Here is a 16136-nt window from a genome sequence, read left to right on the forward strand (position 1 = left end):
ATGCCATCCACCTCCGCGAGCCGGTTCCGTGTGACACGGGCCGACGTCGAGGCGTTCGGGCAGGCCAGTGGGGACCACAGCCCGCTGCACATGGACGAGGCCTACACCCGGCGCACGTCCTTCGGACAGCGGGTCGTGCACGGCGCCCTCGGCGTGCTGCACGCCCTCGCCGCGCTGCCCGGGCCGGCGGACGGCCGCGTGCCGGTCGCCGTCCGCGCCCGCTTCCACGCCCCCCTGTTCACCGGCCAGGAATACACCGCCGTGGCCGAAGTGGACATACCGCGAACGACCGTCCGGGTCCTCGACGGCGGCCGTCCGCTCCTCGACCTCGAACTGGAGAACGGGACACGGCCCTCGGGAACGCTGCCGACCGCCCCCGCGGACACGCGCCGCCGTACCGAGGCCGCCGACCGCCCCCTGGACGACCTCGCCGAGGGCCACCTGGACGCCGCGTACGACCCGGACGAGGCCGCGTACACCCGCCTCCTCGGCACCACCGGCGCCGCCGCCTCCGGAGTCACCGTCGAACTGGCCGCACTTCTCGGCTGGGCCAGTTACCTGGTCGGCATGGAGGCACCGGGGCGCCGCGCGCTCGCCTCCGGCTACACGGTGCGCCTGCTGGACGAGGAGCCCGCGGACGAGCCGGGGGCCCAGGCGCGGATCACCGCCGTGGACCACCGGTTCGGCCGAGTGGAACTGGCCGGGAGGGTCACCGGGACCGGGCTCACCGGCACCGTCGAGGCCGAGGCACTGGTGCGCGCGGAGGTGCCCGCGCCCCAGCCGGAGCGGGTCCGTGAGCAGTTGGGGGGCACGGGCACCGCTCTCACCGGGCAGGTGGGCCTCGTCGTGGGCGCGAGCCGCGGACTCGGAGCCGCACTCGCCCAGGCACTCGTGCTCCAGGGCGCCACCGTGTACGGCGGCTTCCACCGCAGCCGGGCGGACGCCGAGGCGGTGCGCCAAGGGCTCGGAGAGGCGGCGGACCGGCTGCGCCTGGTGCAGGGCGACTGGTCGGACCCGCGGTGGTGCGCCGAGGCACGCGAGCGCATCCTGAGCGAACAAGGGCGGCTCGACATCCTGGTGCTCAGCGCCTGCCCACCCGTCACCGCCCTGGGCCTGGACACCGCCGCGGCCGACCGCGTCGACGCGTACGTCATGGCCAGCCTGGCACTCGTCCGCGGGCCACTGTCCTGTTTCGCCGAGGATCTGACCGGCACGGGCGGCTGCGTGCTGGCTGTCTCCTCGCACTGGGTGACCGAGCCGCCCGCGGGCCGCGCCCACTACGTCGCCGCCAAGTGCGCCGTCGAGGGCCTCATGCGGGGCGCCGCCGTCGAGTACCCCTCGGTGCGGTTCCTGGTGGCCCGCCCGCCACGGCTCGCGACCTCCCTGTCGGGAGGCATCGTCGGGCAGGACGCGGGCGCACCGGTCGAACCCGTCGCCGCCGCGCTGGTGCGCCGTGTCGTGGACCGGACCGCGCAGCCGGGCCGGGCCCACATCCTGGACACCTTCGGCACCCAGGACCCCCGGAGCGGCGGGGCGGACGCCACCACCCCGGCCACGACCGCTGTGCCCGCGCCCGATCCGCAGGACGGGCAGGCCGCCGGCCGCGGTCCCGCCCTGGTGACCGCCGCCACCTTCACCACCGACCCGCTGCTGCCCGTCCTCGCGTACTGGAACGAACGCCTCGGGCTCGGCCTGCGCATCGAACTCGCCCCGTACGGACAGGTCTTTCAGGAGCTGTTGGACCCTGCGAGCGCCTTCCACCGCAACACCGGCGGATGCAACGCCGTCCTGCTGCGCCTGGAGGACTGGCTGGCGGGTGACGGCGGTCTCAGTACCATCGCCGCCGACTTCGTCGCCGCCGTCACGGCGTACACCCGGCAGGGCGGCGCCCAGCTGATCGTGCACCTCTGCCCGCCCACGCCCGGCGCCGACGCCGTGCGCCGCCGGGCCCTCGACGCGGCGCAGGACACCGTCACGCGGGGTCTCGCGGAGCTGCGAGGCGTCCACCTGGCCGGCGGCGAACGGTGGGGCGGCGGCTTCGAGACCGCCGAGCACCACGACCGCGCCCGGCTCGCCCACGCCCACATCCCCTACACCGACGCCGCCTGCACCGCCTTGGGCACCGCGCTGATGCGTTCCGTGCACGGCCTGCTCGCTCCGCCGTTCAAGGTCCTCGTGCTCGACTGCGACAACACGCTCTGGAGAGGCGTCTGCGGCGAGGACGGCCCGGACGGCATCACACTGGACGACGCCCACCTGGAGCTCCAGCGGTGGGCGCTGCGACTGCGCGAGCGCGGCGTACTGCTCTGCCTCGCCAGCAAGAACGACGAGGACGGCGTCTTCGAGGTCTTCCGCCGCCGCACCGACATGCCGCTGCGCCAAGAGCACCTGGCGGCCTGGAGGATCGGCTGGGAGCCCAAGCCCGGCGGTCTCGTCGCCCTGGCCCGCGAACTCGGCCTCGGTCTGGACAGCTTCGTCTTCCTCGACGACAATCCGGTCGAGATCGCCGCCGTACGAGCCGCCTGCCCCCAGGTCCTGGCGCTCACCTTCCCCGCGGACCGGCCCGAACGGCTGCCCGGGATGCTGGAGCGGGTCTGGGCGTTCGACCGCCCGGAGGTCACCGCGGAGGACCTGGGGCGCGCCGCGGACTACGCGGCCCGCCGCCGACGCGACGAACTGCGCGACTCCTCGCTCACCTTCGCCGACTTCATCGCGAGCCTCGGCCTCGTCGTCGACGTCCGTCCGGCGGCCGACGCGGATCTGCCGCGCGTTTCCCAACTCACCCACCGCACCAACCAGTTCAACTTCACCACCGTTCGCCGCACCGAGGCGGAGCTGCGCGCCCTACTCGCCACCGAGGGAGAGGACGTACGGTGCTGGGTCGCCGAGGTCCGGGACCGGTTCGGTGACTACGGCATCATGGCCACCGCCCTGACCCGGCGGACGCACGGCAGCGACACCGTCGTCGTCGACACCTTCCTGATGAGCTGCCGGGTGCTGGGCCGCGGCGCCGAGCACGCCCTGCTGAGCCACCTCGGCGCCGCCGCCCGCGAGGACGGCGCGGAGTTCCTCGAAGCCCGCTACCGCCGCACGCCCAGGAACGAACCGGCCCGCGCCTTCCTGGAGGCCGTCGCCGGACACGGCACCGCGCACGACGACGGAGGCGTGCTCCACCGCATGCCGGTCGCGCACGCGGCGGCCGTCGCCTTCCGCCCCGAGGAGAGCGAGCGGCAGGACACCGGTGGTGAGCGGCAGGACCCGAGCACGACCGCCGCCGACCCGGCACGGCTCGCGGCACTGACGGAGCTGGCCGAGGACATCACGGACCTGGCCGCACTCCGGGCACGGGTGCACGGCACCGAGGAGGGCCCGGGGCCCGCCGCCGGCCCACGCACCGGGTCATCCGCCCCCGGCCCGGCGGGCAGCGGCCTCGAATCCGTACGCGCCCTCGTCCAGGAGACGTTCACACGCACGCTCGCCCGCCCGCAGGCCCCCGTCACCTCCGACGCCACCTTCGAGGCGCTGCGGCTGACCTCGCTCGACATCGTGAACCTCACGGTGGCGCTGGAGAAGCGGCTCGGGCGCGAGCTGCCGACGACGCTGCTGTTCGAGCACCGCACCGTCGACGGCCTGGTCCGCGCACTCGCCGGCGCACCGCACGAGACGCCCCTGGCCGCACCGCCCGCGCTACCCGCCGCGCTCCCCGCCGCGCGGTCCGCCGACAGCACGCCGTCGGCCGGTGAGCCCGCCGCGCCCGAACCCGTCGCGGTGATCGGCCTCGCCGGGCGCTACCCGCAGGCCGCCACCGTCGACGAACTGTGGGAGCTGCTCGCCGAGGGCCGCAGCGCGGTGCGGGAGCTGTCCGCACAGCGCTGGGAGCACAGCCGCCACCTGGCCGCGGACGGGGGCGCGGACACGACCTACTCGGCCTGGGCCGCCCTCCTGGAGGACGTCGACCGGTTCGACGCGCAGTTCTTCAGGATCGCCCCACGCGAGGCCGAGGCGATGGACCCGCAGCAGCGGCTCTTCCTCGAAGTCGCCCACGAGGCCGTCGAGGACGCCGGGTACACCCGCGCCGGGCTGGGCCCGCAGGTCGGTGTCTACGTCGGCGTCATGGCCAACGACTACGCCGCGCTGAGCCGTTCGGCGGCCGTCACCGGCGACGGCCCCTTCCCGTACGCCGAGAACTACCAGATCGCCAACCGTGTCTCCTACCACTTCGACTTCACCGGCCCCAGCCTGGCCGTGGACACCGCCTGTTCCGCCTCGGCCGTCGCGGTGCACCTGGCCTGCGAGGCGATCCGCCGGGGCGAGGCCACGGCGGCCCTCGCCGGAGGCGTCAACCTCGTCCTGCACCCGGCCCGCCACATCCAGTACGCGCAGATGGGCATGCTGTCCCGCGACGGCCGGTGCCGCCCCTTCGGCGCGGACGCGGACGGGTTCGTCATGGGTGAGGGTGTCGGCGCCGTCCTGCTCAAACCGCTGTCGCGGGCGCTGGCCGACGGTGATCACGTGCACGGCGTCATCAAGGGCAGCTGGACCAACTCCGGTGGCCGCACCAGCGGCTTCACCGTGCCCAACCCCCGGGCGCAGGCCGAACTCGTCTCCCGAGCCCTGGCCGCCGCCGGCGTGCCACCGCGCACCGTCAGCTACGTCGAGGCGCACGGCAGCGGCACCGCACTCGGCGATCCCATCGAGATACGCGGCCTGACGACCGCGTTCGGTGATCCGGCGGCGAACGAGCCGGACCAGGTGGGCTGGTGTGCCGTCGGCAGCGTCAAGTCGGCCATCGGCCATCTGGAACCGGCGGCCGGGATCGCGGGCCTGACCAAGGTGCTCCTCCAGCTGCGCCACCGCACCCTGGTGCCCACCCTGCACGCCGACACCCTCAACCCGCACATCGACTTCGACCGCACTCCGTTCCGGGTGCAGCGCGAACTGAGCGACTGGCGGCGGCCGGAGGGACCTCACGGGCCGCTGCCGCTGCGCGCCGGTGTCAGCTCCTTCGGCGCGGGTGGCGTCAACGCCCACCTCGTCGTCGAGGAGGCCCCCGCGACGGCCGTCCCGGAGTCCGCCGGCACCGGCCCCGAGCTGATCGTGGTGAGCGCCGCCGACTCCGAACGGCTGCGCGCCTACGCCCGCAGACTGCACACCCATGTGACGGCCGGGCCCGGCCGCGCCGCCCGGCTCGCGGACATCGCCCACACCCTGCGCGTCGGCCGGGAGCCCCTCGCGCAGCGGGCCGCGTTCGTGGCGGCGGACCACGCCGAGCTGGCCGAGCGCCTGGCGGCCCTCGCCGGTCCGGACGAGGCGTCCGCGATCGCCTACGGCCGTGCCGACGGTGAGGCCTCCCTCGCCGACGTCTTCACCGACGGCGAGGAGACGGCGGACTTCCTGGCCCGGCTGGTCGCGGGCGGCGAGCCGGGCAGGGTCGGGCGGCTGTGGACGCGTGGCGCTGTCGCCGACTGGGAGACCCTGTTCGGGCACACCGGCGGGCGACGCGTGCCGCTGCCCCCGCGGCCGTTCCGGCCCACGCGGTACTGGCTGGAGGGCACGCACCTGGGGATCGCGGCCCCGATGCCCGCCGCGGCACGGGACGGCCGGGACGCGTCCGTGTGGTACCTGCGCGCCGCCTGGCGGGCGATCCCGATCCCCGCACCGGCCCCGACCACCACGGAACGTACGCCGGTGGTGGCGCTGGCCGGCGGCGGCTGGCGGCCCGAGGACCCGGCCGTCACGGTCGCCCGAAGCGAGGACGACGTCGTGCGGGCCGTCGCCGAGGCCGTCCCCGGCAGGCGGGTCACCGTATTGGACGGCCGCCGCCTCGGGGCGGGCGCGCTCAGTGACGACCCACTGCGGCTGCCCACGGCTCTGGCCAGGGCCTGCGCCGCGAGCGGCGTCCCGGTGACCTACGCGGGGCTGTGCCTCCCGGCTGCCACGGACCCCATGGGCGCGGCCCTGCCGGGCCTGACCCGCTCCGCCGAGCAGGAGATCCCCGGCTTCCGGGGCGTCCACATCGAGGTGGCGGGCGGCGCGGCGGACGTCCCCGCAGCGGCTGACCTGCTGGCCGTGGCCGGGGGCCCCGGCACGGAGGTGCGCTTCGCCGACGGGCGCCACTGGACGCGCGTACTGGAGCCCCTGGAGCCCCTGGAGCCCCTGGAGCACCGGCCGGACGCGCCCGTCGCACCCTGGCGGGAGCGCGGCGTCTACCTCGTCACCGGCGGGGCCGGGGGCATCGGACGGATCCTGGCGGAGCGGCTCGCCCGCACCCATCACGCCTCCTTGATCCTCCTCGGGCGCGGCCCGGCCCGTGCCGGAACCGGGCGACTCGTCAGCCGTATCGAGGAACTGGGCGGCCGGGCGCTGTACGTGAGCGCCGACGTCTGCGACCGCGACGCCCTCGCCGCGGCCGTCGCCGCGGGAGAGGAGCGGTTCGGCCCGCTCAACGGCGTCCTGCACGCCGCGGGTGTCGTCGAGGACGCCGCCCTGCGCGACAAGTCCGACGCCTCCAGCGCCCGGGTCCTCGCCCCCAAGACGATCGGAACCCGGCTGCTCGACGAGGTGACCGCCGACCGGGAGCTGGACTTCTTCTGCCTGATGTCGTCCGTCAGCGGCACCCTCGGCAACGCGGGACAGAGCGACTACGCGGCCGCCAATCGCCACCTCGACGCCTTCGCGTCGTGGCGCGACGCCCGGGTCACCGCGGGGGAGCGCCACGGGGTGAGCGTGTCGGTGGCCTGGCCGCACTGGCGCGACGGTGGCATGTCCGCACCTGCGGCGGCCCTCGCGCTCGCCGAGACCACCACCGGCCTGCGGACCATGGACGGCGAAACCGGGCTGCGCGCCCTGGACGAGGTGCTCGCGAGCGGTCCGGGGTGCACCGTCGTCGGGGTCGGCGACCGGGAGCGTTTCACCGCCGCCTTCGCCGGTACGCCGCCGAACGCGCCGGGCCCGGCGCCGGTGGCCCCGCAGGACGACCGGGCGGCACCGCGTCTGCGCGACAGCCTCCTCGACATCGCCGCCACGCTCCTGAAGGCGCCGCGCGAGGAGATCGACGCCGACACCGAGTGGGGGGCATTCGGCTTCAACTCCGTGTTGTTCACCCAGTTCTGCCAGCGGATCAACACCGCCTTCGGCACCGCGCTCACCCCCGTGGTCTTCTACGAACATCCCACCCTGGTCCGGCTGACGGCGGCGCTCTCGGCGCACGAAACGGTCCGCCGGGCGCTGACGGACCAGCCCACGGCCGAGGCATACCCGGCTCGGGCCCCTGGGACCGACACACGTCCAGCCGCACCGGCCCCGGCCCTGCCGGGACCCGCCCCGCACCCCGTACCCGCGCCCGGTGAACGCGAGCCGATCGCGGTGGTGGGCATGGCCGGACGGTTCCCCGGCGCCCCCGACCTGGAGACGTACTTCGAACAGCTGATGGCAGGCCATGACGCGGTACGCGAAGTGGATCCCGAACGCTGGGACTGGCGGGCGACGGCCGCACGAGAACACTGCCGGTACGGCGGATTCCTCGACGACGTCGACGCCTTCGACGCCGACTTCTTCGGGATCTCCCAGCGCGAGGCACGCACCATGGACCCGCAGCAGCGGCTCTTCCTGGAGACCGGCTGGTCCGCCCTGGAACACGCCGGATACGATCCGCGCTCCCTGTCGGGCAGCCGTACCGGTGTCTTCGTGGGAGTGACCCTGCACGACTGGCTCGACGTACTGCGGGGCAACGACGAGCCGCCCGCCGCCCACACCGTCACCGGCAATGTACACAGCATCGTGCCCAACCGGGTCTCCCACCTCCTCGACCTGCGCGGTCCCAGCGAGGCGATCGACACCGCCTGCTCCAGCTCGCTGGCCGCCGTGCACCGGGCGGTGATCGCGCTGCGCTCCGGAGAGTGCGACCTCGCCCTCGCCGGTGGCGTCAACGCACTGCTCTCCGTCGAGGTGTACGAGTCCCTCGCCAAGGCCGGAATGCTTTCGCCGACCGGGCACTGCCACGCCTTCGGCGACGCCGCCGACGGGTACGTGCGCGGCGAGGGCGTCGGCGCCGTGGTCCTCAAGCGGCTGTCCGCCGCGCTCGCCGACGGCGACACCGTGCACGGGGTCGTCCTGGGCACCGCCGTCAACCACGGCGGCCGGGGCCACTCCTTGACCGCGCCGCAGCCCTCGGCCCAGGCCGACGTGGTGGTCGAGGCGGTCGGGGCGGCCGGCGTCCCGGCTGCCAGCATCACCTACGTCGAGACCCACGGGACCGGCACCGAACTCGGCGACCCCGTCGAGGTGAGTGGTCTCAAGGAGGCCTTCACCCGGCTCGGCGCCGCCGAAGGGCTCCCGGGCGGCTGCGCCCTCGGCGCGGTCAAGGCCAACATCGGCCACCTGGAGTCGGCCGCAGGCATCGCGTCCCTGCTGAAGGTACTGCTCGCCATGCGTTACCGCACCCTGCCGCCCAACCTGTACGCGGATCCCCCCAACCGTCACCTGGACCTCACCGACAGCCCGTTCCGGCTGCTCGACACGGCCGAGCCCTGGAAACCCCCGGCCGGTGCGGACACTGCAGCGCCGCCGCTGCGCGCGGGCGTCAGCTCCTTCGGATTCGGCGGCTCCAACGCCCATGTGGTCCTGGAGGAACCGCCGTTGACGCCGGTCCCCGTCATCGAGAAGCCGGCCGGGCAGGCCGTCATCCTCTCCGCCCGTGACTCCGGGCGCCTGCGCGCCTACGCACAGCGGCTGCGGGACACCCTCGCCGCCCCCGACGAGGCCGATCTGCCCGCCCTGGCCGATCTGGCGTACACGACCCAGACGGGCCGTCCGCACCTGGAGAGCCGGGTGGCCCTGGTCGCCGAGTCGGTGGAGCAACTCCGCGACCGCCTGGACCGGTTCCTGACCACGGGTGACGGCCCGGGCGTGTACCCGGGCACCGGCGCGGCCGGCCCGGGGGCCGTGCCCGGCGCGGAGACCGCTGACCCGCACGCCCTGGCGGCCGCCTGGGCCGCGGGGGAGAGCGTCGACTGGAGCGCGGCTCACGCGGGCCGTCCCCGGCGCCGGGTGCCGCTGCCCACGTACCCCTTCGACCACACCCGGCGGCACGGGCCCAGCAGGGAGCCCCGGAGCCACGGCGAGGACGCGCGGCCCGGTCCCCGCCGCGACGCGCCGACCGCCACGTCCCGTACCACGCCGCGCACGTCGCCCCGGACCGGAGTCGACGGTGGCCGCCATCCCGTACTCGTCGAGCGCCGCTGGACACCCCTGCACACCTCGCGGCAGCCCCCGCGCCGGCGGCTCACCTGCCTGCTCGTGCTGCGCGGACCCGAGAGCCTCGGCGTGATCGGCAGCCTGGAGGAGAGCATCGACTGGATCATGCTGCGGGAGCGCTCCGGCCTGCCCCGGCTGCTGCCCCCGGAGTACGAGTACGAACTCGACTACGACGACCACGCCGACGGTGCGGCGGTCGCCGCCGCACTGCTGGCCCGGCACACCCGGGTGGACGCCGTACTCGACCTCGTGGACCTCGCCGGGCCCCCGGACCCCGGTGCCATGGGCGAGGACTCCGGGCTCGGACACGAGGCGGGCCGGGTCGCCCTGCTCCAGGCCCTGGTCCGGCAGGCCGTCGGCGCCGCCCCCGGCGCCCCGCACAGCACCGGCTCGGACCTGAACATCGTGCACGTCACCCGTGGCCTGGCCGCCCACCGCAACCCCCGGCCCGGGACCAGGGGGGCCCGGATGGCGGCACTCGTCCGCGCCGTCGGCAGCGAGTACTCGGCGGTCCGCGCCACCACACTCGACCTGGAAGGGGACACCGGACCGGAGGACGCGCTGCCCCTGGCGGTGCGGGAGATCGAAACGGCGGGCGAGGAGCCCGAGGTGTGCCTGCGCGGCAACGTGCGCCATGCGCCCCGGCTCGTCGATCTGCCCCCGGAGCCGGCACACGAGCCGGGGCCGGGCATGTTCGGCGGCTTCGCCGTGGACCCGGACCGCGTCTACCTCATCACGGGCGGCACCGGAGGACTCGGCGCGGCCCTCGCCCGGGAGCTGTTCGCACGCGGCGCCCGCCGGTTCGCGGTAACCGGCCGCCGCCTCCTGCCCCCGGTCGAGGAGTGGACGGCGGACGGCGCTGCCCACGGACTGCCCAACGGCATGGCGGACCTGGTCGAGCTGCGGGACCGGGGCGCGCGGATCGCGGCGTACGGCGGAGCGCTCACGGACCGGGCGGCCGTGGAGGACTTCCTCGACGGCGTGCGCGCCGGCCTCGGCCCGATCGCCGCGGTCGTGCACTGCGCGGGCTCCGTCGACCGGCACCAGCCCGTCTTCCTGCGCAAGACATGGGCGGATGTCGCCCGGACCTGGGAACCCAAGGGGGAGGGGGTCGTCGTGCTCGACGGCCTCCTCGCCGCCGACGAACCCGACTTCGTGGTCCTGTACTCATCGCTTTCCGCCGCCCTGCCGTTCCTCTCCACGGGGCTGGCCGACTACGGCAGCGCCAACGCCTACCTCGACGCCTTCGCCGCCCGCGCAGCGCGCCGCGGCTCGCGCACCCGCTATCTGTCCATCGCCTGGGGCGGCTGGTCCGGCGCCGGCATGGGCGAGGTCCGCAGCCCCCGCTACACCGAGCAGGGTTTCGCCTCGCTCACCCCGGACGAGGGCATCGGCCTCCTGGAGCAGGCGCTGCGCCGTGCCCCCGGGCCGAACGTCATCGCCCTGGCACGCGACCGGGACACCGACGCCGCACCCGCCGCCCCGTCCGTATCGTCCGGGGCCCCGCCGGGACCGGGGCGCGACACCCAGGAGCCGTCCGGCGAACTGCTGCCCCTGGTCGTCGGCGCCGTGCGCGACCTGATCGCGCAGGAGGTGCTGTTGCCCCGTGAGCGTGTGGCGCCCGATGTCCACTTCAGTGACCTCGGCGTCGACTCCATCCTGCTGGCCGGTATCGTCACGAGACTCGAGGCACTGACCGGCGAACCCGTGGCCCCGTCCACCGTCCTGGAGTACCCAACCGCCGTCGGGCTCGGCGCCCATCTGCTCCAGCAGTACCCGCAGGGCCTGGCGGCATGGGCAGCGGACGGTCTGCTGCCGGCGGCGGAACCGAACGACGCGCCACCGTCGGCCGAGGAGAACCGGAGCGAGCCCGAGGCGGCGCGGGAGAACCGGAGCGAGCCCGCCGCGGCCGAGCGGCGAGGCGGGGCGGCCACGACGGCCGTCCACCGCCGCGCCCCCGCACCGACCGCGCACCAGGACGCCCACAACCGACAGGCCCCGGGCCCGGTGTCCGCGCCCCTCGCGATCATCGGCATGGCGAGCCGCTTCCCCGGCGCCCCCACCACCGAGGCCTTCTGGGAACTGCTGCGCACCGGTCACGACGCGGTGCGGGAGGTCCCGGCGACCCGCTGGTCCAGCTCGCGGCTGTACACGCCCACGATCACTCCCGGCCGCTCGAGCAGCAAATGGGGCGGCTTCATCGACGACATAGAGGCGTACGACCCGGCGTACTTCGGCATCCCGGACGCCGACGCCGCGCATGTCGACCCGGTGATCAGGCTGGTCCTGGAGTGCGCGGAGCAGACCATCAGGGACGCCGGATACGAGCGCCACGAGCTGTCCGGACGCCGCGTCGGAGTCTTCGCGGGCGCGGGCACCACCAACTACGGCCTGCGGATCCCGGAGCCCGGCCGCGCCACCGTCACCGGCCTCAACCCCAACTTCATCGGCGCCCGCATCGCGCACGTCCACGACTTCGGCGGACCCAACATGGTGGTGGACACCGCCTGCTCGTCGTCCCTGACCGCCCTCTGGCTGGCCCGGCAGGCGCTGCTGCTCGGCGAGTGCGAACTGGCCCTGGTGGCCGGGGCGGACCTGCTGCTCGACCATGTGCCCTACCTCAAGCTCAGCGCCGCCGAGGCCCTCTCGCCCACCGGACGCTGCCGGGTGTTCGACAAGGACGCCGACGGGTTCGTGCCCGGTGAGGGCGCCGGGGCGGTACTGCTCAAACCGCTCGCCGCCGCCCTCGCCGACGGCGACCGCATCCACGCCGTCCTCGAAAGCGTGGCCATGAACAACGACGGCCGCACCATGGGCCTGACCACACCCAACCCGGCCGCTCAGGAGCGCGTCGTCCGCGACGCGCTGCGCATGGCGGGCGCGGTCCCCGACTCGGTGTCGTACGTCGAGGCGCACGGCACCGGCACCATGATCGGCGATCCGATGGAGCTGCGGGCCCTGACCCGGGCCTTCAGAAGCGACACCGACGCGTCCGGGTTCTGCGCGATCGGCAGTGTGAAGTCCAACATCGGCCATCTGCTCATGGCCTCCGGCATGGCGGGACTGCACAAGGTCGTCCTCGCCCTGCGCCACCGGCAGCTGCCGCCCACCCTGCACTGCCGCGCACCCAACCCCCGTTTCGCCTTCGACACCTCGCCCTTCTACCCGAACGTCGAACTGCGCGACTGGATCCCACGGAGCGGCCTGCGCCGCGCCGGCCTGAGTTCCTTCGGGTTCGGCGGCACCAACTGCCACGCGATCCTGCGCGAACCGTACGCCGACGAGCGCGGCGCGGCGGTCCGTGCGCCGCTGCCGCCCGCCGAGTTCCACCGGGTGCGGCACTGGATCGACGCGGAACCCGCCACCGGGACGACTTCCGTCCTCGCGGCGGCTCCCGCCGCGCAGGCGGCCGCCAACGCCGATGCGCCGCCCCGGGGCCGCCGCTATCTGGAGCTGGCCGAGGACGAGCCCACCCTCACCGCAAGCCACCGCATCCCCGCACATCGGCCTTATCTGCCGCTGGAGGAACTCTCATGACCGCACCCCACCGTCCCTCGACCGTCGAGGGCGACCTCGCCGCCGTCGAGGGCCGTCGGCTCCGCTCGGTCGTGACGGCGGGGGACGAGATCGTACGCGGCCACCTCGTCCACGACGTGCCCGTGCTGCCGGGCGTCTTCCACCTCGACCTGACGCTGCGGCTGCTGGGACACGCGGGCATCGACCCGGCCACCGCGGAGCTGCGCCGCTGCCTGTTCATCGCACCCGTCGTCGCCACCGCGGAGATGGACAGGGAACTGCGGATCGTTGTGGGGGAGCGTTCCGGGCCGGACACGGTGCCGGTGCACGTGGAAAGCCGCCCCCTCATCGACGGCAGCCCGGTCGACGACACCTGGGAGCGCAACTTCCAGGCCGAGATCCGGCTCGGCCTGCCGGTCGAGAGCCCCGCCCTCGACCTGGCGGGCCTGACCGGAGCCGGTGCCACCGAGGAGGGCGACGCGGAGGAACTGTACGCCTTCGCTCGACAGCTCTCCATCCACCACCGGGACTTCATGAAGGTCAGCGGGCGGCTCCGGACCCGGCCGCGGGACGCGCTCGCCGAGATCTCCCTCGGCGATGCCGCGGCGGCCTACCTCGACCACTTCCACATCCACCCGGTGGTGCTCGACTTCTCCACCCTCGTGCCGTTCCTGCACTTCGGGCGCGACCAGCGGGCCGCGCTGACCCGGCCGTTCATCCCCATCTTCATCCGGTCCTTCCGGGCCGCCGGGTCGTCGGCCCGGGACAGCAGGGTGTACGTCCCGGCCCTCTCGCAGCGCATGGCCGACGGCGACACGGTGACCGGCGACATCACCATCTGCGGCGCGGACGGCCGCGTCATCGCCTCGATGACCGGCTTCACCTGCAAACGGGTCCGGTCGGCCGAGCACATCACCAAGTTCGCCGGAGCGGTACCGGCGCCTGCCGTCTCCCCGTTCGCGCCCGATCCCGAGCCCGCCGACGACGGGGCCGAGACGCCCGCGCCCGCGGGCACCGCCACGTCCCTCGACCAGGTGATCACGGAACTGGTGACGGAGATCCTGGGCGACGACGACGGCGTCGAGCAGGACCGCGGCTTCTACGACCTCGGCCTGACCTCGGTCAACCTGCTCGCCATCGCGGGCAGGCTGGAGAAACGGCTCGGGCAGGAGCTGTATCCCACGCTGCTGTTCGAGTACCCGACGGTGCGGAAGCTGGCGGCCTACCTGCGCGAGGAGGGCTTGGAACCGAGCCCCGCCGAAGCGGCACCACCCACCGCGGCCGGGACCGCGGACGGAGTCGGAGCCGCGCCGGCGCCCGAAGCCGCCGCGCCCGCCGTACCAGCACCCGCACCGGCCCCAGCACCGGCCCCCGCGGCGTTCGTCAGCGGCCCGGACACCTCCGGCGGCGACATCGCCATCGTGGGCCTCGCGGGCCGCTATCCCCGGGCCGCCGACGTGGACCGGTTCTGGGAGGTGCTGCGCGACGGCCAGGACTGCGTCACCGAGATCCCCCACGAACGCTGGGACCACCGCGACTACTTCGAGCCGCGCCGGGGCACCACGGGACGCTCGTACAGCAAGTGGGGTGCCTTCCTCGACGGCGTCGACCACTTCGACCCGCTGTTCTTCAACATCTCGCCGCGCCAGGCCGAACTGATGGACCCGCACGAACGGCTCTTCCTGGAGACCGCCTGGGCGACCATCGAGGACGCCGGCCACACCCCGGAGACGCTCGGTGCCGCCACCGCGGCCAAGGTCGGCGTGTTCGTGGGCGTGATGTGGAACGACTACCAGCTGTACGGCCTGGAGTCGGTGCAGCACGGCGCCCCGCAGGTCGTCGCCTCCACCTCCTCACTGATCGCCAACCGGGTCGCCTACACCTTCGACTTCCAGGGTCCGAGCGTCGCGATGGACACCGCCTGCTCCTCCTCCCTGTTCACCCTGCACATGGCCTGCGAGTCGATCCGCAGGGGCGAGTGCCGGGCCGCCGTCGCGGGTGGTGTGAACCTGTCCCTGCACCCGTACAAGTACCTGCGCCTGGCCGACAGCAACCTGCTCTCCACCGACGGCCGGTGCCGGGTCTTCGGGCGGGGCGCCGACGGCTACGTGCCCGGTGAAGGGGTCGGCGCCGTCCTCGTACGCCCCCTGGCCGACGCCATCGCCGCGGGCGACCAGATCTACGGCGTCATCCGCGGGTCCGCGGCCCAGCACGGCGGACGCACCAGCGGTTTCGCGGTGCCGAGCCCCGACGCGCAGGCCCGCGTCGTCACGGAAGTGCTGGAGAAGTCCCAGGTGCCGCCCGAGACGATCACGTACATCGAGGCGCACGGCGGCGCCACCACCCTCGGCGACCAGATCGAGATCGCCGCCCTCGCCAAGGCGTTCCGCCGATACACCCGGGAGCAGGGCTTCTGCGCCATCGGTTCGCTGAAGTCCAACGTCGGCCACCTGGAGGGCGCCGCGGGTATCGCCTCGCTGACCAAGGTGCTGCTGTCCCTGCGCCACGGGCTCATCGTGCCCTCCCTGCACACCGACGAACTGAACCCGGAGATCCCCTTCTCCAGCACGCCGTTCTACGTCGCCCGGCGGACCGAGTCGTGGGAGCGGGTGACCGACCCGCACACCGGTGCTCTCGCGCCGCGCCGGGCCGCGCTGAGCAGCTTCGGCTTCGGCGGCGCCAACGCCCATGTGCTGGTGGAGGAGTACCTGCCGGAACCGGCGGCCGTGTCCGCGTCCGGCACGGCGCAGAGCGGACCGCGCACCGTCGACCGGTACGTCGTGCCGCTCTCCGGACGCGACGACAGCAGGCTGCGGGAACAGGCCCGGCGCCTCCTGGACCATCTGCGCGCCCACCCGCACCTCCGCATCGAGGACATCGTCCTCACCCTGGGCGCGGGTCGCCGCGCCATGGAGTCACGACTCGCCCTCGCGGCGCGCGACACCGGTGAACTCACCCGCGCCCTGGACGACTTCGTCGCCGGGCGGGAGGGCACGGAACGGCGCTGGTCCGGACGGGTCAAGCACGCGCCGGCCACGGAGGAGACGAACGCGGCGCTGACCACCGAGTCGGTGGCCGAGCGCTGGGTCCGCGGTCATGACATTCCGTGGCAGGACACCGTGCCGTCCGGAGGGCGCCGGATCTCGCTGCCCACCTACGCCTTCGCACGGCAGCGCTGCTGGGTGCCCGGCATCGGCGGCGCGGCGGCCAGGGCGGTACCGCCGGGTGCGGTGCGCGCGCCGGAGAGCGTCAAGGCTCCGGAACCCGCCGGACCCCTGGAAGAGGTGGTCCATTCGGACCCCGTGGCGCCGCCGGTGCCGGAACCGGCTCCAGTGCCCGCGACGGCGGAGAACGTGCCCGCCCCG

Annotated in this window: 2 protein-coding genes (1 of these 2 running past the window's edge); both read left to right on the forward strand. The window is 74.4% G+C overall.

Going from position 1 to position 16136, the window contains the following annotated elements; translation table 11 throughout:
• A complete protein-coding gene (locus ACFW48_RS13490) occupies window positions 1-12792 on the forward strand; it encodes an SDR family NAD(P)-dependent oxidoreductase (RefSeq protein WP_386313799.1) in 12792 nt (4263 codons plus the stop codon).
• Window positions 12789-16136, forward strand: the beginning of a protein-coding gene (locus tag ACFW48_RS13495; protein WP_386313802.1) for an SDR family NAD(P)-dependent oxidoreductase. It continues 9048 nt past the right edge of the window; 3348 of the gene's 12396 nt are visible here — the first part of the coding sequence; it begins with the start codon at window positions 12789-12791; its stop codon lies off the right edge, out of view. Before ACFW48_RS13490 ends, ACFW48_RS13495 begins: the two co-directional genes overlap by 4 nt.

The sequence above is a fragment of the Streptomyces sp. NPDC058812 genome (genome assembly GCF_042744565.1).
GTDB lineage: Bacteria > Actinomycetota > Actinomycetes > Streptomycetales > Streptomycetaceae > Streptomyces > Streptomyces thinghirensis.

Bases quoted from the DNA above. Each gene is read 5' to 3' on its own strand.
- ACFW48_RS13490 (WP_386313799.1), top strand. From the start codon at position 1: ATGCCATCCACCTCCGCGAGCCGGTTCCGTGTGACACGGGCCGACGTC.